Annotated in this window: 17 protein-coding genes; 13 read left to right on the top strand and 4 right to left on the bottom strand. The window is 37.8% G+C overall.

All coding sequences use genetic code 11. The features are described from left to right. Nucleotides 1-113: 113 nt before the first annotated feature. Nucleotides 114-533, bottom strand: coding sequence for a nucleoside-diphosphate kinase (locus tag BM084_RS05935; RefSeq protein ID WP_075327483.1), 420 nt, complete (start codon nucleotides 531-533; stop codon nucleotides 114-116). Between the two features lie 359 nt (nucleotides 534-892). Between BM084_RS05935 and BM084_RS05940 the strand changes: the two genes are divergently transcribed. Genes BM084_RS05940 through BM084_RS05950 form a run of 3 tightly spaced genes read left to right on the top strand, consistent with a single transcriptional unit; the run spans nucleotide 893 to nucleotide 3,627 of the window. Further along, nucleotides 893-1,903 (top strand): DHH family phosphoesterase, encoded by a 1,011-nt coding sequence (locus BM084_RS05940; protein ID WP_075327484.1) that lies wholly within the window; start codon nucleotides 893-895, stop codon nucleotides 1,901-1,903. Further along, nucleotides 1,903-2,463, top strand: a complete 561-nt coding sequence (gene gldI / locus BM084_RS05945; protein ID WP_075327485.1) for a gliding motility-associated peptidyl-prolyl isomerase GldI — start codon at nucleotides 1,903-1,905, stop codon at nucleotides 2,461-2,463. The genes BM084_RS05940 and gldI overlap by 1 nt, the downstream gene beginning before the upstream one ends. Before the next feature lie 42 nt (nucleotides 2,464-2,505). Further along, a complete protein-coding gene (locus BM084_RS05950; RefSeq protein WP_075327486.1) occupies nucleotides 2,506-3,627 on the top strand; it encodes a peptidylprolyl isomerase in 1,122 nt (373 codons plus the stop codon). A 78-nt stretch (nucleotides 3,628-3,705) separates the two neighbouring features. On the opposite strand, the gene BM084_RS05955 is transcribed toward BM084_RS05950, so the two are convergent. Further along, nucleotides 3,706-5,166, bottom strand: a complete 1,461-nt coding sequence (locus BM084_RS05955; protein WP_075327487.1) for an aminoacyl-histidine dipeptidase — start codon at nucleotides 5,164-5,166, stop codon at nucleotides 3,706-3,708. A gap of 239 nt (nucleotides 5,167-5,405) precedes the next feature. Here BM084_RS05955 and BM084_RS05960 point away from each other — a divergent pair, with 239 nt between their 5' ends. The 8 genes from BM084_RS05960 (at nucleotide 5,406) to BM084_RS05995 (ending at nucleotide 17,123) form a co-directional block, all read left to right on the top strand. Beyond that, nucleotides 5,406-6,479 (top strand): DUF3810 domain-containing protein, encoded by a 1,074-nt coding sequence (locus tag BM084_RS05960; RefSeq protein ID WP_075327488.1) that lies wholly within the window; start codon nucleotides 5,406-5,408, stop codon nucleotides 6,477-6,479. Between the two features lie 132 nt (nucleotides 6,480-6,611). Continuing rightward, nucleotides 6,612-9,605 carry an amidohydrolase family protein gene (locus BM084_RS05965; protein WP_093303607.1) on the top strand — a complete coding sequence of 998 codons (2,994 nt, stop codon included), beginning with the start codon at nucleotides 6,612-6,614 and terminating at the stop codon, nucleotides 9,603-9,605. Nucleotides 9,606-9,620: 15 nt separating this feature from the next. Then, on the top strand, nucleotides 9,621-10,922 hold the full coding sequence (locus BM084_RS05970; protein WP_177195666.1) for an amidohydrolase family protein: 1,302 nt from the start codon (nucleotides 9,621-9,623) through the stop codon (nucleotides 10,920-10,922). A gap of 101 nt (nucleotides 10,923-11,023) precedes the next feature. Beyond that, nucleotides 11,024-11,818, top strand: coding sequence for a TrmH family RNA methyltransferase (locus tag BM084_RS05975; protein ID WP_093303612.1), 795 nt, complete (start codon nucleotides 11,024-11,026; stop codon nucleotides 11,816-11,818). A 51-nt stretch (nucleotides 11,819-11,869) separates the two neighbouring features. After that, a complete protein-coding gene (locus BM084_RS05980; protein ID WP_093303614.1) occupies nucleotides 11,870-13,108 on the top strand; it encodes a M48 family metallopeptidase in 1,239 nt (412 codons plus the stop codon). A 35-nt stretch (nucleotides 13,109-13,143) separates the two neighbouring features. Continuing rightward, the gene (locus BM084_RS05985) at nucleotides 13,144-15,354 is read left to right on the top strand and encodes a RelA/SpoT family protein (protein ID WP_093303616.1); all 2,211 of its coding nucleotides are present in this window, start codon (nucleotides 13,144-13,146) and stop codon (nucleotides 15,352-15,354) included. A 29-nt stretch (nucleotides 15,355-15,383) separates the two neighbouring features. Next, the gene (locus BM084_RS05990) at nucleotides 15,384-15,839 is read left to right on the top strand and encodes a Fur family transcriptional regulator (protein WP_037315154.1); all 456 of its coding nucleotides are present in this window, start codon (nucleotides 15,384-15,386) and stop codon (nucleotides 15,837-15,839) included. Between the two features lie 12 nt (nucleotides 15,840-15,851). Next, nucleotides 15,852-17,123: an adenylosuccinate synthase gene (locus BM084_RS05995; protein WP_093303619.1), complete on the top strand. Its 1,272-nt coding sequence runs from the start codon at nucleotides 15,852-15,854 to the stop codon at nucleotides 17,121-17,123. Between the two features lie 100 nt (nucleotides 17,124-17,223). Here the strand turns inward: BM084_RS05995 and BM084_RS06000 are convergent, their stop codons facing one another. Together BM084_RS06000 and BM084_RS06005 are read right to left on the bottom strand one after the other, a co-directional pair. Continuing rightward, nucleotides 17,224-18,057, bottom strand: a complete 834-nt coding sequence (locus tag BM084_RS06000) for a ferritin-like domain-containing protein (protein WP_075327494.1) — start codon at nucleotides 18,055-18,057, stop codon at nucleotides 17,224-17,226. Nucleotides 18,058-18,083: 26 nt separating this feature from the next. After that, the gene (locus BM084_RS06005) at nucleotides 18,084-18,827 is read right to left on the bottom strand and encodes a ferritin-like domain-containing protein (protein ID WP_075327495.1); all 744 of its coding nucleotides are present in this window, start codon (nucleotides 18,825-18,827) and stop codon (nucleotides 18,084-18,086) included. A gap of 214 nt (nucleotides 18,828-19,041) precedes the next feature. Here BM084_RS06005 and BM084_RS06010 point away from each other — a divergent pair, with 214 nt between their 5' ends. Together BM084_RS06010 and BM084_RS06015 are read left to right on the top strand one after the other, a co-directional pair. Next, nucleotides 19,042-20,985 carry an OstA-like protein gene (locus tag BM084_RS06010; protein ID WP_093303757.1) on the top strand — a complete coding sequence of 648 codons (1,944 nt, stop codon included), beginning with the start codon at nucleotides 19,042-19,044 and terminating at the stop codon, nucleotides 20,983-20,985. After that, entirely contained in the window at nucleotides 20,978-22,177 is a 1,200-nt protein-coding gene (locus BM084_RS06015; protein WP_093303622.1) for an aspartate aminotransferase family protein, read from the top strand. The genes BM084_RS06010 and BM084_RS06015 overlap by 8 nt, the downstream gene beginning before the upstream one ends. Nucleotides 22,178-22,338 lie beyond the last annotated feature (161 nt).

The following is a 22,338-nucleotide window of genomic DNA, read 5'->3' on the forward strand; positions in this document are numbered from 1 at the left end:
AACGGAATTATAAGTGTTTGTAGGGCAATATATTATACAAAACCCTATTGGTATAAATCAAAAAAGCCATCAGCGAATAACTGATGGCTTTTATATTACTTAAAAAGTTCTGCTTAGAACATCTCTCTACCTGAAAAATGAAAAGCAGCTTCAATCCGTGCGTTTTCGTCGCTATCACTTCCGTGTACAGCATTTTCACCAACAGATTTCGCGTATTTTTTTCTTATAGTTCCTTCAGCAGCATCTTCTGGGTTTGTGGCTCCAATTAAAGCTCTAAAATCTTCTACGGCATTGTCTTTTTCTAACACAGCCGATACGATTGGTCCACGAGTCATAAACTCTACCAACTCTCCAAAGAAAGGACGTTCGTTGTGTACTGCATAAAATTCTTCAGCATCAGCGGTAGTCATTTGAGTCATTTTCAAAGCTACAATTCTAAATCCTGAAGCGGTAATTTGCTCTAATATTGCACCTACATTCCCGGCTTCAACAGCATCGGGCTTTATCATGGTGAATGTTCTTTTTCCTGCCATCTTATGGTTTTTTAAATTTTGGCAAAAATAATTAAATAAGCTGCAAATACAAGCTCCTTTAAGTTTTATATGAATTTAGCTTTCAGACTGCTGCATTTTTTAAAGCCTAAATAGAAAAAAGCTTAGAAAGAGCGACAAAATTACCTTCATTTTTTGTTGATTTGTTGAATACAAAAATACAGATTGGTTTTTTAAGCTGGTATTAATAAATTGTATCTTTACTGATTACTCGCCGGGCAAGAGATTGAATTATAGCCCTGGGTTTATCACTAAAGGAAATGAAATTTGAAACGTTTTTGTTTCATTTTTTTCAACATAATACCTTGAGGATTTATCCCGGTGGTATTTTATATTAAATTATGATAGAACAAGCAATTTTAGAGATCACTGCCGAACTTTCCCAGGCTAAAAATATAGTTATTGTACCACACAAAGGCCCCGATGGTGACGCCATGGGTTCTACCTTAGGTTTAATGCATTTTTTAAGGGATAAAGGCCATAAGGTAAATGTGATTTCACCAAACGACTATCCCAGGTTTCTAAAATGGCTACCGGGAAATGATGAGGTAATTATCTATGAAAAAGATAAAGTAAATGCCGAAAATTTTATAAATGAAGCCGAGCTGGTTTTTGCTCTGGATTTTAATCATTTAGACCGCTCTGGCGATATGCAGGAAATCTTAACAGCTTCGGAAGCTGTTTTTATTATGATAGACCATCACCGGGAACCCTCAGACTTTGCTAACTATACCTATAGCGATGCCGAAATGAGTTCTACCTGCGAAATGGTGTATCATTTTATTGATAAATTACGCGCCGTACATAAAATCACTCCCGAAATCGCCACCTGCCTTTATGTAGGTATTATGACTGATACGGGCTCGTTTAGATTTAGTGCCACCAGTGCCGAAACACACCGCGTAATAGCCGATTTAATTGATAAAGGGGCGGTAAATCACGAAATTCATAACAATATATTTGACACCTATAATGAAGACCGGCTTCAGCTTTTAGGAACTGCGCTGCAAAACTTACGAGTAAAACCTCAGTATAAAACGGCTTACATAACTTTAACTCAGGAAGAGCTGGATAAACATAATTTTCAAAAAGGAGATACCGAAGGTTTTGTAAATTACGGCCTGGCGATAGAAAAGGTAGTTTTTGCCATAATTTTTATTGAAAATAAACAAGAGGGAATTATTAAAATTTCATTTAGATCTAAAGGTAATTTTAACGTAAATGAATTTGCCAGGGCTCATTTTGAAGGCGGAGGCCACAATAATGCGGCCGGAGGTAAAAGTGAACTTTCTATGGAAGACACCATCACAAAGCTTAATACCATTCTTCCCAGTTATAAGGAATTGCAATAATGAATAAATATCTAATTTTTATAGCAATTTTCGCTTTGGGAGCCTGTAAATCTCCTGAAGCCCGTTACCCTGTAACTCAGAAATCGGGTTCCCACTTTAGCGAATCTATTGCTAAAAACCAGGAACTACTGGAAAAAGAAATAGCACTTATTAAAACTGCCATACAAAGGGATTCTACAAGAGAATATCACTCTTCTCAAGATGGTTTTTGGTATTCTTATCATAAAAAAGTTGAAGATTCTACCACTACAACCACCCCAGAATTTGGCGATATTGTAGAATTCGATTATAGTATTTCTACCTTAAATGATGAAGTGATTTATGCCGAAGGAGAAAAAGCTACCAGAACTTATGCCATAGACCAGGAAAAACTTTTTAGCGGCTTAAGACAGGGCCTAAAATTAATGAAAGAAGGAGAAACCGTAACTTTTTTATTTCCTTCGTATAAAGCTTTTGGATATTATGGAGATAAAAATAAAATAGGTACAAACTGGCCTTTAAAAACAAAAGTCACCCTCAATAATATCACTGAAAAAGAAGAAATTCAAAATCAACAATAAGTAAACCCGGGCTTTATTAAGCCTTTTTAATTTTTATAATAAATGAGAACCAGTAAATTTTTATTACTTTTTGCCGTGGTATTTACCATGTTTGCGTGTAACGACGAATATCCAGATCTAGAAGATGGGATGTATGCTGAATTTAAAACCAATTACGGAACTTTTGTTTCTGAACTCTACTTTGAACAAACTCCAATAACCGTAGCCAGTTTTGTTTCCCTTGCCGAAGGCAATAACAAAATGGTAGACAGCACCCATAAAGGCAAAAATTATTACGACGGATTAACTTTTCACAGAATTATAGACGGTTTTGTAATACAGGGAGGTGATCCCACTGGAACCGGTAGTGGTGGCCCAGGCTACAAATTTCCAGATGAAATTGTAGATAGCTTAAGTCATGATTCTAAAGGAATTCTTTCTATGGCTAATGCCGGCCCGGGCACTAACGGAAGTCAGTTTTTTGTTACACTTGCTCCTACTCCAAACCTTGATGGCAGGCATACTGTTTTCGGGAAAGTTGTAGAAGGCCAGGATGTTGTAGATTCTATAGGGAAAGTTGAAACAGGCCCAAGAGATAAGCCAGTAAAGACGGTTACCATGGAAGAGGTAAACATTATTAGAAAAGGTAAAGCCGCCAAAAATTTTGACGCTCCTACGGTATTTGAAGAAGAACTACAGGCAGTAAAAGATAAGGAAGATGCCGAAGCTAAAAAGCGGCAGGAAGCTAAAGCAGCCCAGGCTGAAGAATTTGAAAGCCACGAAGGTGATGCTGAAGCATTAGATAGCGGACTAAAAATTTACTATTTAAATGAAGGTGAAGGTGAAAAACCTAAAACCGGGCAAATGGTAGAAGTGCTTTACGAAGGCTATTTTAGTGACGGTGAAATCTTTGATACAAACAAAGAAGAACTGGCCAAAGAAATGGGCTTATTTAATGAAGCTAGAAAAAACCAGGGTGGTTATGGTCCCATGACAGTAGTTTACGGTCCAGATGCTCCTATGATTCCAGGATTTAAAGAAGGCATTCAGCAATTAAAAGTTGGAGATGAAGCTTTACTTTATATCCCAAGTCATTTAGGTTATGGAGAAAGAGGCGCGGGTGGCGTAATTCCTCCAAACACCGATCTTGTTTTTAAAGTAGAATTGGTAGGTATACAGGAATAATTTCCTGAATTTATATATAAGAAGGGCTGTTTGAAAATGACTATTCAAACAGCCTTTTTACTTTCTAAATATCTCCAATTATTTCTTCGGAATATTCTTTAAAACTTCAATTAAAAATTTCCAGTACTTCTGGGCTGAGGAAATACTTGCGCGTTCATCAGGTGAATGTGCCCCTCTAATGGTAGGCCCAAAAGAAATCATATCCATTTCAGGATAATGGTTTCCAATTATTCCACATTCCAAACCAGCGTGGCAGGCTGCAACATCGGCTTTCTCATTATGCAGGTTTTGATATAATCCATCTACAACTTTTAAAATTGCAGAATTAGGATTTGGTGCCCAACCCGGATATTCCCCAGATAATTTCACCTTAAATTTCGCCAGCTCAAAGGTTGCTTCCAAACTATTGGCCAAATCATCTTTTGAAGATTCTACCGATGATCTTGTAAGACAGTTAATTTTCACTTTTCCATCCCCAACTTTTACGCTGGCAATATTATTAGAAGCTTCAACCAAACCTTCAATATCAGGACTCATTCTGTAAACTCCATTATGCGCTGCAGAAATTGCTTTAACTACTTCTTGCTGATCTTCCACTTTCATTACTTCGTTTGGAACTTCGGTTTCAGAAATTTCAATATCCATATTAGGTTCCAGAGAAGCAAATTCAGCTTTAATCTCACGCACCTGCTGAATAATTTCAGTTAAAAAAGTTTCGGTATTAGATTTATCTACCACCACAATAGCTTCGCTTTCACGAGGAATGGCATTTCGTAATCCGCCACCTTTTATGCTGGAAACGCGCAAACCGAAATCCCGATTAGAATCAAAAAGTACACGTGCCATAATTTTATTGGCATTGGCCAGACCTTTTATAATATCCATCCCAGAATGCCCGCCTTGCAAACCTTTTACTTTTATTTGGTAACCAACCGAATTATCAGGTGTGTGCTCTACTTCATAATCCCTAACCGCAGTTATATCTACGCCGCCGGCACATCCAATCCCAATCTCATCATCTTCTTCGGTATCCAGGTTTAAAAGAATATCTCCTTCCAATAAATTAGAATCCAAACCTTTTGCACCGGTCATTCCGGTTTCTTCATCTATCGTAAATAAAGCTTCAAGAGCAGGGTGCTGAATATCGTTACTTTCTAAAATTGCCATCATACTCGCAACTCCCAGACCATTATCGGCACCCAGGGTTGTTCCTTTGGCTCTTACCCAATCTCCATCTACATACATATTGATTCCGCTGGTTTCAAAATCAAAATCGGTATCGTTATTTTTCTGGTGCACCATATCTAAATGGGCCTGCAATACAATGGGTTTTCTATCTTCCATCCCTGAAGTAGCAGGTTTTTTTATAACCACATTTCCGGTTTCATCTACCAGGGTTTCCAGGTTAAGTTTGTTTCCAAAGTTTTTCATAAACTCAATAACCCGCTCTTCTTTTTTTGAAGGTCGTGGTACCTCGTTTAGATCGGCAAATTTATTCCATAAGATTTTCGGCTCTAATTCCCTTATTTCTTCGTTCATTGTTTTATATTTTGGTCTTTCACAAAGGTATTGGTAATAAACAAAGAAGGAAAATTTACAGGCTTTTTAAAACTTATTTAACCAAATGAAGAACAGTTATTTAAAATTTTAAGCCGTGTTTTGCTAATAATTGTAATTTTAAAAAGCAAACTACCCTGTAGCAAGCTCTTGAAGCAATTATAGAAAATAATGTTATTAATTTCGAGACAGATCTCGGAGAATAAAATCTCGATTATCGAGTGAAGAAAAAAGGACTTTGTATTTTAGCATTTCTGCTCCCCGTGCAGATCATTTTTATCTTTTTCCTGGCCGGGCATCCCGAGCTGGTAGAAAATTGGTACAGCCGATTTCTATACCCTGAATTTTCAAAATTAATGCGCTACGGGCACGGATTTTTACCTTTTTCTCTTGGCGATCTCTTATATACGTTCTTGGGAATTTTAATAATTCGTTGGCTACTAAGACGTTTTAATCAGAAATTTAGAAACCCTCGTTTTTGGGTGATAGATGTTCTTGCTATATTATCAGTAGTATATGCCTGTTTCCATATTTTCTGGGGATTTAATTATTACCGCTTACCGCTTCACGAAGCTTTAGAAATTGAAAACGATTATACCACCGAAGAGCTTTATCAACTTTCAGAAATATTAATTATTGAGTCTAACAAACTCCACAATCAACTAACGGAAAACGATTCGGTTAGCGTGGTAATTCCATATTCCAAGAATGAAATCTTTGAAAAAACCATTGAAGGCTATAGCAATATCAGCAAAGATTTTCCTGAACTTACCTATAAAGGAGAATCGCTAAAACGCTCTTTATATAGTATTCCACTTTCTTATATGGGCTTCAACGGCTATTTGAACCCACTTACCGGGGAAGCCCAGGTAAATACCCAAATTGTGCCTTATAAAATCCCCACTACCGCCAGTCACGAAATTGGACATCAACTGGGTTTTGCAAAAGAGAATGAAGCTAATTTTATTGCCTGCCTTAGCACCATGAATCATCCCGATGCTTATTTCCGGTATTCAGGATATACTTTTGCCTTGCGATATTGTTTAAATGAATTATACCGAAGGGATCCTGAAAAGTTTAAAACTTTAAAGGCAAAAATGAATCCGGGTATTTTAGAAAACTACCGGGAAGTAGAAGAATTCTGGTTGGCGCATCAAAATCCTTTTGAACCCATATTTCAGGCATTTTACAATCGGTTTTTAATTGTAAATAACCAGGCCGATGGAATGAAAAGCTATAGTTATGTGGTAGCACTTTTGGTGAATTATTTTTCAGAAGAAAAGAATAGACTTTAACCTAATAATTTATGAAATAGCTAGTAAGAAAAATAAATTCTCACATAGTACGAAAACCAATTTCGGCTTTGTTATAATTTTCTTAATTTACCGCCTTTAATTTCTAAGCCACATTTAATTCAGCTACAATTTATGAAAATAAGACTTTTACTATGTCTGGTATTTCTGGTCAGTTTGCAAAGCAACGCCCAGGAGTACTTCCCCAAAAACGACGGGGTAAAAAATCCACAAACCAATTACACGGTATTTAAAAATGCAAAAATTCACGTAAGTCCGCAGCAAACAATAGAAAACGGAAGGTTCGTGGTAAAAGATGGCAAAATTACTGCCATTGGCAAATCGGTTAACGAACCACAAAACAGCATTGTTATAGATTTAAAAGGGAAAGAAGTTTACCCTTCCTTTATTGATCTTTACAGCAGTTTTGGAGTAAAAGAACCCAAAGAAGCGAGTAACGGGAACGGCCAGCCACAATATGATGCGAACCGGGAAGGGTATTACTGGAACGACCATATAAGGCCAGAAACCGATGCGGTACAACACTTTAATTATGATGAAAAAACGGTAACTTCCTTCCATAAAGCAGGGTTTGGCGCCGTAAATACACACGTTCCAGATGGGATTATTCGCGGTACCGGGATGTTGGTAGCTTTAAACCCCGGCGGCACCGAAGGTGATCGCATTTTAAAAGATCGCTCGGCACAATACCTTTCTTTTGATAAAAGTAAACTGTCCCGACAGTCTTATCCGACCTCCACAATGGGTGCAATGGCATTAATTCGGCAGACTTATTTAGATGCTGAATGGTACGGAAAAGGAAAATCTAACAACAAAGATTTAGCTTTAGAAGCTTTAAACCGAAATAAAAATCTGACTCAAATTTTCGCAACAGATAATCTACTGGATGCTTTAAGAGCCGGAAAAATAGGTAACGAATTCAATGTGAATTATGTGATCCTGGGAGACGGAAAAGAATATCAGCGTCTTAAGGAAATAAAGGAAACCGGAAGCACATTTATTGTTCCGCTTAATTTTCCCGATGCTTACGATGTAGAAAATCCTTTTTTGGCCGAACATGTAACGCTGGAAGAAATGAAAACCTGGAACCAGGCCCCGGCTAACCTTAAAATGCTTGCCGAAAATGAAATTCCGTTTACCATAACCGCCCACAACCTTGAGGCTGAAAAAGATTTCAGAAATAATTTACTAAAAGCAGTTTCTTATGGATTAAGTAAAGAAGATGCGCTTGCTGCCTTAACCACTACCCCTGCAAAAATTCTTGGCGAGGAAAATCGCCTGGGAACTTTAAAAGAAGGCGCGTGGGCAAACTTTATAATCACTTCAGGAGATTATTTTGATAAAGAAACCAGTGTTTTTGAAAACTGGATCCAGGGCGAAAAAATAGTGATCAATAAAATGAACACTACAGATATTACCGGAACCTACGATCTTAATTTAGAAGGAAAAACGTATGAATTAAAGATTTCAGGAAAACCCGAAGCTCCAAAGGCAAGTGTAAAATCTGGAGATACAAAATTGGGGGCAAAACTTAGTTTTTCTGATAATTGGATGAATTTATTGCTTTCTCCTGCCGATACTACTAAAACAGGTTTCACCCGTTTAGTGGCCAAAACCGACGAAAATAAAGAACAAATTTCTGGTACGGCTTATTTAAGCGATGGTTCAGAAACTGATTTCTCAGCGACCAGGAAAGCTTCAAATGAAACTGCTGCAGCGGAAGAAGACGAAGAAGAAAACGGAGAAGATAAAGAGGAAGATATTCGCGAAATTATGCCGGTAAGTTTTCCGAATAAAGCTTACGGATTTTCAGAAATGCCTAAAGAAGAAACTATTCTTTTTAAAAACGCAACAGTCTGGACAAACGAAGCAGAAGGAATTTTAGAAAATACCGATGTTTTGGTGAAAAACGGGGAAATTTCCAGGATTGGAAAGAACCTTAGCGCCGGAAATGCCAAAGTCATAGATGCCACAGGAAAACATCTAACTTCAGGAATTATAGACGAGCATTCACATATTGCGGCTTCTGCCATTAACGAGGCCGGCCACAACTCTACTGCAGAAGTTACTATGGAAGATGTGGTAGATCCCACAGATATGAATATTTATCGCAACCTTGCTGGCGGGGTAACTACCGTACAGCTTTTACACGGATCGGCAAATCCAATTGGCGGCCGTTCTGCGATTTTAAGGTTAAAATGGGGTGAAGATGCTGAAGATATGATCTTTGAAAACTCCCCTAAATTTATAAAATTCGCATTGGGTGAGAACGTAAAGCAGTCTAACTGGGGAAGCCGTTCCAGGTTTCCACAAACCAGGATGGGTGTAGAACAGGTTTTTACCGATTATTTTACCCGTGCAAAAGAATATGAAAAGGCAAAACAAAACGATAAAGACTTTAGAAAGGACCTGGAAATGGAAACCCTCCTGGAGATTATTAATAGTGAACGCTTTGTTTCAGCGCACTCCTATGTTCAAAGCGAAATTAATATGTTGATGAAAGTTGCTGAGAATTTTGATTTCAGAATTAATACGTTCACGCATATTTTAGAAGGTTATAAAGTGGCCGATAAAATGAAGGAGCACGGCGCAGGCGGTTCTACTTTTTCAGACTGGTGGGCTTATAAATATGAGGTTAATGATGCCATTCCTTTTAATGCACCAATTATGCATAGCCAGGGAATAGTAACTGCAATTAATAGTGATGATGCCGAAATGAGCAGAAGATTAAACCAGGAAGCAGCAAAATCTGTAAAATACGGTGGAGTTTCTGAAGAAGAAGCCTGGAAATTTGTAACCTTGAATCCGGCAAAATTATTGCATATAGATGATCGCGTTGGAAGTGTAAAAACAGGAAAAGACGCAGATTTGGTTCTATGGTCAGATAATCCATTATCGATTTACGCCAAAGCCGAAAAAACTTTAATTCAGGGAAAAGTTTTCTTTGATATTGAGAGAGATAAAAAGTTGCGAGAAGAAATTCAGCAGCAAAGAAGTGAATTAATTACCCAAATGTTGGAGGCTAAAAATAAAGGCCTAAAAACACAACCGGTAACGAAGAAAGAAGAACAACATATCCATTGTAATACCCTGGAAGAAATCCATTAAAAAGAAAAAATGAAGATGAAATATTTAGTACTACTCGCACTATTTACCTGTATAGGAAATTCTTTTGCGCAGCAAACACCTGCTTCTAAACAAACCGAAGCAATTACCATAGTTGGTGCCACCGCGCACTTAGGAAATGGTGAAATAATAGAAAATAGTTTAATTATTTTTGAAGACGGAAAAATCACCCAGGTGATGGATGCCACTGCTACAAAAATGCAATATCGCGGCCGTATTATTGAAGCCAAAGGAAAACACGCTTACCCGGGATTTATAGCACCCAACGCCACTTTAGGTTTAGTAGAAATTGATGCAGTTCGTGCTACCGATGATGAAGATGAGATAGGATCCATGCTTCCTCATATTAGAAGTATAATCGCTTATAATGCTGAAAGTAAGCTGGTAGAAAGTATGCGTCCAAACGGGGTTTTAATGGGGCAAATTGTACCAAGAGGCGGTAGAATTTCCGGCACTTCTTCTATTGTACAATTTGATGCCTGGAACTGGGAAGATGCGGTTATTAAGGAGGATGATGGGCTTCACATAAATTGGCCAAGCAGTTTTACCCGTGGCCGTTGGTGGGCCGGGGAAGATCCCGGGATTAAACCCAGCGATGATTACCAGGAAGAACTTTTGGAGTTGGAAGAATTTTTTGCTTCTGCAAAAGCTTATTTGGAAGGAAACAGCGAAAAAACCAATCTTGCTTACAATGCGATGAAAAACGTTTTTAGCGGAGAAAAACGTGTTTTTATTCACGTAGACGGAAAAAAAGAAATACTGGATGTAATAGATTTTAAACAAAAACAGGAAATAGAACATTTAGTAATTGTTGGTGGTTATGAGGCTCATAAAGCTATTGAAGAACTTAAAGAGAATAACATTCCTGTTTTGGTTCAGCGTCCGCACGATCAGCCAAACAGTGAAGATCACGATTATGATTTTCCATATAAATTAGCCGGAATTCTTCATAATAAAGGTGTTTTAGTAGCCCTGGAAAGCAGCGGAAGTATGGAGCGGATGAATACCAGAAACTTACCTTTCTATGCAGGAACTGCCGGTGCTTACGGATTGGGTAAAGAAGAAGCTTTAAAATTAATTACTTCTAATACTGCTAAAATTCTTGGAATAGATGATATGGTGGGCACTTTAGAAAAAGGAAAAGATGCCACTTTATTTATTAGCGAAGGTGATGCCTTAGATATGCGCGGAAATATTTTAACCCACGCTTTTATCCAGGGCAGAGAAGTAAGTTTGGAAACTCACCAAACCGAACTTTACCAGCGTTATATGGAAAAATACGAGAGCGCCAGTAAATAAAAAATTTAAATATATTAAAGAGGTTAGCAACTATATCTAAGCAGGTATTTTGTTAACCTCTTTTTCTTTGCAATAGGTTTAAACTCCCTATTTTTACACCTATGGTTAAGCAAATTAGCAGTACACAAAATAAGGAGGTAAAACACCTACTTCAATTACAGGAAAAATCCCGGCTTCGCCGGAAAGAAGGCGTTTTTATGGTAGAAGGCCAACGGGAAATCGAATTGGCTTTAAAGGGCGAATTTGAACTAAAGGCAATTTATTTTTGCCCCGATTCAATAAGTTTTGAGAAAATTCAGGAATTTACTTCAGATGAATTTCAAGTAACTGAAATTTCTTCGGAAGTTTATGAAAAACTGGCTTATAGAAGCAGTACTGAAGGTGTTTTAGCCATTTTTAAAACTAAAGAAAATAATCTTCGCAGTATTAAATTTGAAACTAAAAACCCCTTAATTCTTGTGGCTGAAGCTCCAGAAAAACCGGGAAATATAGGTGCTATTTTAAGAACTGCCGATGCCGCAAAAGTAGATGCTGTTTTTATAGCAAACCCAAAAACCGATCTTTATAATCCAAATATCATCCGCTCCAGCGTGGGTTGTGTCTTCACCAACCAAATTGCTACCGGGAGTACTTCAGAAATTATTGATTTTTTAAAGGAAAATAATATTTCTATCTACGCAGCAGCTTTGCAAGCGTCAAAACCATACCACAACATCGATTTTACAAAATCTGCAGCAATTGTGGTGGGAACTGAAGCAACCGGATTAAGCGAAGAATGGCGCGAAAATTCCACGCAAAATATTATTATTCCTATGAGCGGTGAAATTGATTCTATGAATGTTTCTGTTGCAGCTGGAATACTTATTTTTGAAGCTAAAAGACAGCGTGGTTTTTAGAACACAAACACCGAGCTTAGTAAATATAATTCAGCATAAAATTAAAAACCTTTGAATCCCCAAACCCTATTTTATATCATCATTGCCATTATAATTATCGATTTTATTATCGATAAAATCCTGGATACTTTAAACGCAAAACACTTTGATGATCCAATTCCGCAGGAACTCAGTGATGTTTACAACAAGGATGAATACGAAAAATCTCAGCGCTATAAAAAGGAACGTTACCGTTTTGGAATTATTACCTCCACTTTTTCAGTATTGCTCACTTTAGGGTTTATTATTTTTGACGGATTTGCCTGGGTAGATGACATTGCGAGAAATTTCACCGATAATGCAATATTGGTTGCCCTTATTTTCTTCGGAATAATAATGATTGGCAGCGATATTCTCACCACACCGTTCTCCTGGTACAGCACTTTTGTGATAGAAGAAAAATACGGTTTTAATAAAACCACGAAAAAGACTTTTTTCCTGGATAAAATTAAAGGCTGGTTTATGATGATTATCCTCGGCGGCGGAATTCTTGCGCTTATCGTTTGGTTTTATCAATTTGCGGGTAATGATTTCTGGTGGTATGCCTGGATTCTCGTAGCTGTATTTTCCATATTTATCAATATGTTTTATGCAAAACTTATTGTGCCTTTGTTCAATAAGCAAAGCCCATTGGAAGAAGGTTCTTTGCGAACAAAAATTGAAACCTACGCCAAAAGTGTTGGGTTTACCCTCGATAATATTTTTATCATAGATGGTTCTAAAAGAAGTACAAAAGCCAATGCTTATTTTTCGGGCTTTGGTAAGGAAAAACGTATTACACTTTTTGATACTTTGGTAAAAGATTTGGAAGAAGAGGAAATTGTGGCGGTATTGGCACACGAGGTTGGGCATTATAAAAAGAACCATATTATTGTGAATTTACTGGCTTCAATTTTAACCACAGGCTTTACATTGTGGTTGCTTTCGTTATTTGTAGGTAGCCCTGCCCTATCACAAGCGTTGGGTGTAGAAGAACCCAGTTTTCATACTGGTTTGATAGCTTTTGGAATTTTATACAGCCCAATTTCAGAAATTACAGGATTATTAATGAATTATTTATCCCGAAAGTTTGAATACCAGGCAGATAATTATGCGAAGAACACCTATGGTGCCGCGCCGTTAATTTCAAGCTTAAAAAAACTTACTAAAAACAGCCTGAGTAATCTTACTCCGCATAAAGCTTATGTTTTTATGCATTATTCGCATCCTACACTTCTACAAAGATTCAGAAACTTAAAGCGAGGTGTGTAGTTGTTTCTTTACCTACTTAATTGTACTTTTAAATTATGACAGAAGCAGCTATAGAAAAAGAAAACAAGCAAATTGCGCGGCAATATAAAGAACTGCTGCGCATAAGTTACCGTAGTTTAAGTGACGATGATAAAAAGCAAATTAGAAAGGCTTTTGATACCGCTGTAGATGCCCACAAAGATCAACGTAGAAAATCTGGCGAAGCTTATATTTTTCATCCAATTGCGGTGGCAAAAATTGTAGCTTCAGAAATTGGATTGGATGCCACTTCTATTATCGCCGCACTTTTACACGATGTAGTAGAAGATACCCAATATACGCTTAAAGATATTCAGGAAATGTTTGGAGAAACCGTAGCGACTATCGTAGACGGACTCACAAAAATTTCGAGTTTAAAGAAAGACAAGGATGTTTCGCTGCAAGCCGAAAATTTTCGGAAAATGCTGCTTACCCTGAATGATGATATTCGGGTGATTATTATCAAAATAGCCGATAGATTGCACAATATGCAAACTATGGATGCTATGAGGCGGGATAAACAGGAAAAAATTGCTTCAGAAACCCTTTATATTTATGCCCCGCTAGCCCACCGAATAGGACTTTATAATATTAAAACCGAACTGGAAGACCTTGGTTTAAAATATACAGAACCTGAGGTGTACCACGAGATTCACACCAAAATAAAAGAAAGTAAAGAAGAACAGGATGCTTATATCAGGGAGTTTTCTAAAGTAATTGAAGATTCCCTCACACAGGAAAATTTTGACTACGATATTAAAGGTAGACCTAAATCTATTTACTCCATTCATCGTAAAATGAAAGCTCAGAATGTAAGCTTTGACGAGGTTTACGATAAATTTGCCATTAGAATTATTTATAAGAGTGACCAGGCCAACGAAAAATTTCTCGCCTGGAAAATTTATTCAATAGTAACCGATCATTTTAGACCAAACCCAACCCGGCTTCGAGATTGGATTTCTTCGCCTAAATCTACCGGTTATGAAGCGCTGCATATTACCGTTATGGGGCCAAAAGGTCGCTGGGTAGAAGTTCAAATTAGAAGTCAGCGAATGAATGAGATTGCAGAAAAAGGTTACGCAGCTCATTATAAATACAAGCAGGGCGATACTCAGGATGATCACGGAATAGAAGAATGGTTAAACCGGCTTCAGGAAGCCCTGGAAAATCCCGATGTAAATGCCGTAGATTTTGTAGAGCAGTTTAAGCTGAATCTTTATTCAAAAGAAATATTTGTATTTACACCACAGGGAGATTTAAAATCTTTACCAAAAGGCTCTACTCCTTTAGATTTCGCCTTTAGTATACATACTGAAATAGGTTTAAAAACACGTGGTGCCCGGGTTAACAATAAACTGGTGCCTTTAAGCCACGAGTTAAAAAGCGGAGACCAGGTAGAAATAATTACTTCAGAAAATGCACAACCCAATGTTAACTGGCTGGATTATGCTACAACAGCAAGGGCTCGAGCTAAGATAAAATCTTCTCTAAAAGACGAAAAAAGGGAAATAGCAGAAGAAGGAAAAGCAATTCTTACCCGAAAATTAAGGGCTCAAAAAATTCCGTTTAACGAGAAAATAATTAACGAGCTGGTGGTTCATTTTAACCTAAAAACCAGCCTGGATTTATTTTATCGCGTTGGAATTGGCAAAATTGATAACCAAAAACTTAAAGAATTTGCTGCATCCAGAAGCAACGCCCTGGTAAGTTATATTAAGCGAAAGATCAAAAAACCGGTTATTGCGGAAGATCTTAATAAAGATGAAATAACTTCAAAATACGACCAGCTTGTTTTTGGACGCGATGAAGATGAAACTTTAGAATATAAATTGGCGAATTGTTGCAACCCAATTCCGGGAGACCAGGTTTTTGGTTTTGTAACGGTAAACGATGGTATTAAAGTTCATAAGAAAAACTGCCCTAATGCGCTTCAGCTTCAAAGTAATTATGCCTATAGAATTATTCCTGCCAAATGGATAGATTCTTCTCAGCAAGACTTTAAAGCCGTAGTGAAACTAACCGGAATTGACAATTTAGGCCTGGTAAGTGAGATAACCCGGGAAATTTCCAGTAACCTGAATGTGAATATGCAGAAGATTAATTTTGAAAGTATAGACGGCGTTTTTAGCGGGCAAATTACCCTAAGGGTTAAGAACAATGCGATACTTACAAAAATCATGAACCGACTCAAAAAAATTAACGGGATCGATAAGGTTAGCCGTGAATAATCCCATACCTTTGTAAGGTACAAAGAACTATGAGCAAAAAAGTTGTAAATAAGAACGATCAGGCAGTAGTTAAAAACGTTTTTACCAAGTATTTGGAAGAAAAAGGGCATAGAAAAACCCCCGAACGTTTTGCAATACTTCAGGAAATCTACAATAACGACGATCATTTTGATATAGAATCACTCTACATTAAAATGAAGAATAAAAAATACCGGGTAAGTCGTGCCACCCTCTATAATACCATAGAATTATTACTGGAATGCGGACTTGTAAGAAAGCACCAGTTCGGACAAAACCAGTCTCAGTATGAGAAATCATATTTTGACCGGCAGCACGACCATGTTATTCTTACCGATACCGGTGAAGTAATAGAATTCTGCGACCCGCGTATTCAATCTATTAAAAAAACTATCGAAGAAGTGTTTGATATAGAAATAACCAAACATTCTTTATATTTTTACGGCAACAAAAAAACAACTAATTAACTTAAGATTTCAATGGCGGTAGATTTACTACTCGGTCTCCAATGGGGTGACGAAGGCAAAGGAAAAATTGTTGATGTACTCACTTCTAAATACGATATTATTGCCAGATTTCAGGGCGGGCCAAACGCAGGCCACACTCTGGAATTTGACGGCCAGAAACACGTATTACATACTATTCCTTCAGGAATTTTTCACGATGAAACCATCAACCTTGTAGGTAACGGTGTTGTGATAGATCCCGTAATTTTTAAAAAGGAGCTGGACAACCTTAGCAAACATAATATAGATTACATATCTAAACTTCTTATTTCACGAAAAGCACATTTAATTTTGCCTACCCACAGGCTTTTAGATGCTGCTTCTGAAGCTTCTAAAGGAAAGGCCAAAATTGGTTCTACCCTAAAAGGTATTGGTCCTACTTATATGGATAAAACCGGAAGAAACGGAATTCGTGTAGGAGATTTAGAACTTTCTAACTGGAAGGAAAAATACAGAACCCTGGCCGATAAGCACGAAAAAATGATCAAATTCTACGATGTAGATGTTCAATATGATCTTGCCGAATTGGAAAAGGAATTTTTTAATGCGGTTAAAACGCTTAAGTCACTAACTTTTATAGATAGTGAAGCTTATTTGCACGAAGCGCAAAAACAAGGAAAAACTATTCTGGCTGAAGGTGCCCAGGGATCTTTACTCGATATAGATTTTGGGACCTATCCTTTTGTAACTTCTTCTACCACTACTGCTGCAGGTGCCTGTACAGGTCTTGGTGTGGCTCCAAATAAAATTGGGGAAGCTTACGGGATTTTTAAAGCATATACCACCCGCGTTGGAAGCGGCCCCTTCCCTACCGAGCTTTTTGATGAAGACGGTGAAACTATGGGACGGGTTGGTAACGAATTTGGTGCAACCACCGGTCGGGCTCGTAGATGTGGCTGGCTGGATTTAGTAGCTTTAAAATATGCGGTTCAGGTAAATGGAATCACCCAGTTAATTATGATGAAAGGTGATGTGCTTAGCGGCTTTAAAACCCTAAAAGTATGTACTGCCTATAATTATAAGGGAAAGAAAATTCAGCATTTACCCTATAATATTGAAGCAGAAAATGTAACACCCGTTTATACCGAAATTAAAGGTTGGGCAGCAGATCTTACAGGGATGACGAAGGCTAATGAACTTCCGAAAGAATTTAATGAGTATGTGGAATTTCTGGAAAAAGAACTGGAAATACCTATTAAAGTGGTTTCTGTAGGGCCAGACAGAACTCAAACTATAGAGCGCTAATAAAAAAGCAATTATAAATTTAAAAAGCCGTTTCAGTTGAAACGGCTTTTTTTAGCACAAAATTCTTAATAACAAAAAATTAGAATTGAGCCAATTATACTTATGAAACAATAAATAAACCCGCGATTTGCTGGGCTACTTCTCCGCTTATTGGCTCATCGTAAGATTGTGATACCGCTTCGGCGCTAAATCCTGTAGCATCAACCAGATTTACTCCACCCTGTACTACATTCTCTTCTCCATCGTATACAGCCTGCGTTGCTTCCGGCATTCCCGGTCCGCGATTGTTTAAAGTGATCCAACCAAGTGCATTCTCGTTAGTATTATCACCTAAAACATCTGCTCTTAACCTTCTTATTTCAGATGCATGCCTTGCTTCTACAGAATGTATTTGCAATGCTGGGGTTAAAAATTCGGTACCCATTAAATTTGTCGCCTGTCCCTTATAGGCTCTCACGCCGGTATCTTCAAACGCCTGGGCTAAGGCTAATAATTGAGCGTAAGCCATATCATTATTTGGATTAAATGGATCGAAAGCTCCGCCAGCAGTAAAATCGAATTCTGGTGAATCTACTGAGTTGTCACCCAAACCTGCCTTTAGAAACTCAACATGAGCAGATTCGTGTTTTGATATTTGGTTATATACCGCTTCCGCTCTTCCGCCACTTGGTAATACTCCAGAATCTAATGCTTTTATATAGAATTCAGCTTCAAGATATTCTAAGATAAGTGCCAGTTGCAATGCTCCTATAGCATCATTGCCACCACTTTGCGCAAATGCCTTTCCGGAAGTTGAAGCAAGACCAAAAGGTACAGCTACCATAGCCGCCTTTTTCCCTAAATTCCCTAAGCTACCAAGCATTTCTCTTCTTGAAGAAGACTTTTTGATAAGGTCTTCCGAAGTAAATTCATCTAAAAATTTTATAATATTCATAATATTGTTTTTAAGTTGATTAATACTTATTGAGGTAAGTTATTAGCGGTAAACGGGGTCACTACAAAGCCCGTAGCTCCCACTTCGCTAAGAATGGTTTGCGGATCTTTGGCGAGATCTAAACCATTACTATCAATAATATCATCCCCTGCGAAAGCGGTATCGTTTTCAAGATATATAGACCTTATAGTAGCCGCATGTCTTGCTTCTACCGAAACTATTTTTCCGGCAATTACTAAAAAATCTGGTGTTTGCAGTAATCTACCTGCTCCATTGTATGCTGCCACGCCGGTATCTTCCAGGACACGGGCTGTAGCCAGTACAGAATCCCTGTCGGCAAAATTTACACCGCTAAAATCAAATTCAAGTTCTGGTAAAACCTGGTTGGCTTCAGCATTTGCATTAATTGCAGCTTTAAAGAATTCTCGATGAATTACCTCGTGGTCATAGAGATCTTCCAGAATCAATTTCTCCTCAGCAGTCGCTCCGGCCCAGTAAGAACCATCTAATACGTTGGTATAAAATGCAGCTTCCAGTTGCTCCAGCGCGTAAGCATAATTTAAAATACCCACATCGCCACTACCCAGGTCAAAAACTTCTCCTGGCATAGGTTCCGGGTTATTAACGTCGTCATCGTTACTACATCCATAAAGTAATAATCCTGAACCTGCCATAGCAAGTCCTCCCATTTTTAGAAATCTTCTTCGTGATTTACTGTTGTTTACCGGCTTCACAGAAACTGCATCAACCTTAATACGTGGTTTTTCCATAATTTAATTTTTAGTTGTTTCCTATACTTACGCAGTAATTCCGGCAACGGTTTTTGTATTAGAGTTAAAGTTTTCTAAATAAAAAAATGGAAACACCTTAAACCTTATGAACTTTATTAAGCATTGGAATTTTTGCAATTAAAGATTTAATAAAAATTCTTTTTTGCGTTATTCCATTATAAAATCTGATTACGGACTTACGACAATTACCATTATGGATGGCAGAATTTTAATTACTTTTGAAAAAATTTTCACCTTGAAAAAATTCAATCTTTTTATAGTATTTGCCTTTTTCGTTTTTCCAGCTTTAATCCAGGCGCAGGAAGCAAAAGAAATTGACTATAGGGCCGATAGGAATATTCAGGATGAAAAATATCCCGGTGCATTTGTTTTAAGTAAAGTAGAAAACCAGGTATATTTTAAGCACGAAGGTATAGAGGTTTGGTGCGATCTCGCCATTCATTATAAAGATGAAAACTTCTTCAGGGCTTTTGGCAATGTGAGAATGCAACAGGGCGATACCGTAAAATTAAATAGTAATTATGCGGAATATAACGGAAACTCCCAGTTTGCCTTCGCCAGTGGTGAGGTGGTGATGAAGCGCCCGCAAACCACCCTGGAATCTGACAGTCTTTTCTTTGACCGGCTAAAACAACAGGCCTATTACAGGAGCGGTGGTAAAGTAATTGACACCGGCGGGGTTATTACCAGTAATATTGGCCGGTATTTTATGGAAGATGATAAATATTCTTTTGTTTCAGATGTAGTGCTTACCAATCCCGAATACATCATCAATTCAGAACAACTTGATTTTTATGGCGAAACCGGCCACGCATATCTGTATGGCCCTTCAACCATAGAAAGTGAAACCAGCACTGTTTATTGTGAACGTGGCTTTTATGATACCAGGGGCGATACCGGTTATTTTGTAAAAAATTCAAAAATAGATTACGAAAACAGAACGGTTAAAGGCGATAGCATGTATTTTAACCGGAATACCAATTTTGCTTCTGCTACGAATAATATTGAAGTGATAGACACCATTAACGAGAGTGTGGTCACAGGGCATTATGCTGAAGTTTTTCGGGATAAAGATTCGGTTTTTATTACTAAAAGAGCAGTTGCAGCCAGCGTTCAGGATAGGGATTCATTGTTTATTCACGGTGATACCATAATGATCACCGGAAAACCTGAAAAACGAATAATTCGCGGATTTTATGATGTTAGACTTTTCAAAAGCGATATGAGCGGGAAGAGTGATTCGGTACATATAAATCAGCAAACCGGTCTAACCAAAATGATCAATATTACCAGCGGCCCGGTTACTTCGGTCACTAAACGCCGAAGTCCCGTGCTGTGGAGCGGTCTTAGCCAAATGACCGGAGACACTATTCATTTGCAAAGCAACACCAAAACCGAACAGCTTGATTCTATGCGGGTTTTTAACAATGCTTTTCTTATTCAAAAAGATACTATAGATGGATACAACCAGGTAAAAGGAATGGACCTGGTAGGATTATTTGAAGACAATGAGCTATATCAGGTAGATATTAATAAAAATACCGAAACCCTTTATTACAGTCGTAATAGCGACCAGGAACTTATTGGGATTAACAAAACCCTCTCCAGTTCAATTAAAATCCTTTTTGAAGAACGGGAAATTGAAGATATTTATTACTACCAGAATGTTGATGGTAATTTAACCCCGGAAGAAGATTTTCCCCTAAATGTTCGGGAATTGATTGGCTTTAACTGGCGGGGTGATGAGCGATTACTTACAAAAGAAGATTTGTTTAAAGGCAAACCGGTGCCCGAATTGGTTAAGATTGAAGGAATCCCGTTGCCGGAAGAAGATGAAGCGTTTTTTGATGAACGCGAAGAAGGAGACGATATGCTGCTTAACGATAAATCAAGATTAAAACCCGAAGACCTTCAAAACAGGGCAAAAGATAGTATTCCGCAGCTAAAAGATGCACAGCAGTTAATTAATACTGAAAACGGAGATGAAGAAAATGCAGCTAAAACTGAAGCCGAAGAATTACAAAATAGGCTAAGAGATTCTATCCCTCAATTAAAGAAGCAACAGGAAATGATTAAAGCTACAGAGCAAGAAAATAAAGCTAATCCTGAAGCTGAAGAAGATCAAAAAGATGAATAAAGATTTCCTGAGATACCAGGCACAAACCACTCCCCATCCTTTAGGTTTGGAAGTGGAATCGGCCAAGGGTTCCTACATTTTTACCACAGATGGAAAAAAGCACCTGGATTTTGTAGCAGGGGTTTCAGCTTGTAGTTTGGGACATTGTCATCCAAAAGTGGTAAAGGCAATAAAGGAACAAGCCGAAAAGTACCTACACGTTATGGTTTATGGAGAATACGCCCAGCAACCCGCCGTTGAATTAACCAGGTTACTGGCAGAACAATTCCCTAAACCTTTGGAAAAAACTTATCTCACCAATTCGGGTACCGAAGCTATTGAAGGTGCTTTAAAACTTGCACGGCGTTACACTGGAAGAGCTGAAATTATTGCAGCTCACCAGGCTTATCACGGCAATACCATGGGCTCCTTAAGCTTAATGGATTACGAAGAACGCCAAAAACCGTTTAGACCTCTTTTAGGTGGAATTTCTTTTATTCAGTTTAACGAAGAGAAAGATTTAGAAAAGATTACCGAAAAAACCGCGGCAGTAATCCTGGAAAGTATACAGGGTGGTGCCGGGTTTATACTTCCAAAAAATAATTATTTAAAAAAGATCAAACAACGTTGTGAAGAAGTTGGTGCCTTATTGATTTTAGATGAAATCCAGCCAGGCTTCGGCAGAACAGGAAAACTCTTTGGATTTCAGAATTTTGATATGGTGCCAGATATTGTTGCTTTAGGCAAAGGAATGGGCGGCGGAATGCCAATTGGCGCTTTTTCGGCTTCAGCTAAAATGATGGATAGCCTTTCTGACAATCCAAAAATGGGACATATCACTACCTTTGGGGGAAATCCTGTAATTGCTGCTTCAGCTTTAGCTACATTAAAAGAAATCACTTCATCAGACTTAATGTCAGAAAGCCTGGAAAAAGAAAAATTATTCAGAAAATTGCTGGTGCATCCGCTAATTTCAGAAGTAAGAGGAATGGGCTTAATGCTTGCTGTCATTACACCTTCAGAGGAAATCGCGAACCAGTTAATCTTAAAATGTAAAGATAAAAATCTTATTCTTTTCTGGCTTTTATTTGAGAAAAAAGCGGTGAGAATAACTCCTCCCCTCACCATTTCTGAAGAAGAAATAAAAGAAGGCTGTGGCATCATTATTGACGTATTGGAGGATATAATTAAGAAACAGGAAGCTGTTAATTAATTTGTTAACAACAATATTGATATTTGAGCTTTTTAACATTATTCATTTTTAATTTTAGGAAATACCTTAAAGCAGTGCCGCAAGGCATTTTATTCAAAAAGATCAATAATTCCGGTTTAACCTGGAATATATAAATCTCACTTAGTGAGTAAAGTAGAAAT

Source organism: Salegentibacter agarivorans, from assembly GCF_900113135.1.
GTDB classification, from domain to species: domain Bacteria; phylum Bacteroidota; class Bacteroidia; order Flavobacteriales; family Flavobacteriaceae; genus Salegentibacter; species Salegentibacter agarivorans.

Bases quoted from the DNA above. Each gene is read 5' to 3' on its own strand.
- BM084_RS05935 (WP_075327483.1), bottom strand. From the start codon at position 533: ATGGCAGGAAAAAGAACATTCACCATGATAAAGCCCGATGCTGTTGAA.
- BM084_RS05940 (WP_075327484.1), top strand. From the start codon at position 893: ATGATAGAACAAGCAATTTTAGAGATCACTGCCGAACTTTCCCAGGCT.
- gldI (WP_075327485.1), top strand. From the start codon at position 1,903: ATGAATAAATATCTAATTTTTATAGCAATTTTCGCTTTGGGAGCCTGT.
- BM084_RS05950 (WP_075327486.1), top strand. From the start codon at position 2,506: ATGAGAACCAGTAAATTTTTATTACTTTTTGCCGTGGTATTTACCATG.
- BM084_RS05955 (WP_075327487.1), bottom strand. From the start codon at position 5,166: ATGAACGAAGAAATAAGGGAATTAGAGCCGAAAATCTTATGGAATAAA.
- BM084_RS05965 (WP_093303607.1), top strand. From the start codon at position 6,612: ATGAAAATAAGACTTTTACTATGTCTGGTATTTCTGGTCAGTTTGCAA.
- BM084_RS05970 (WP_177195666.1), top strand. From the start codon at position 9,621: ATGAAATATTTAGTACTACTCGCACTATTTACCTGTATAGGAAATTCT.
- BM084_RS05975 (WP_093303612.1), top strand. From the start codon at position 11,024: ATGGTTAAGCAAATTAGCAGTACACAAAATAAGGAGGTAAAACACCTA.
- BM084_RS05985 (WP_093303616.1), top strand. From the start codon at position 13,144: ATGACAGAAGCAGCTATAGAAAAAGAAAACAAGCAAATTGCGCGGCAA.
- BM084_RS05990 (WP_037315154.1), top strand. From the start codon at position 15,384: ATGAGCAAAAAAGTTGTAAATAAGAACGATCAGGCAGTAGTTAAAAAC.
- BM084_RS05995 (WP_093303619.1), top strand. From the start codon at position 15,852: ATGGCGGTAGATTTACTACTCGGTCTCCAATGGGGTGACGAAGGCAAA.
- BM084_RS06000 (WP_075327494.1), bottom strand. From the start codon at position 18,057: ATGAATATTATAAAATTTTTAGATGAATTTACTTCGGAAGACCTTATC.
- BM084_RS06005 (WP_075327495.1), bottom strand. From the start codon at position 18,827: ATGGAAAAACCACGTATTAAGGTTGATGCAGTTTCTGTGAAGCCGGTA.
- BM084_RS06010 (WP_093303757.1), top strand. From the start codon at position 19,042: ATGGATGGCAGAATTTTAATTACTTTTGAAAAAATTTTCACCTTGAAA.
- BM084_RS06015 (WP_093303622.1), top strand. From the start codon at position 20,978: ATGAATAAAGATTTCCTGAGATACCAGGCACAAACCACTCCCCATCCT.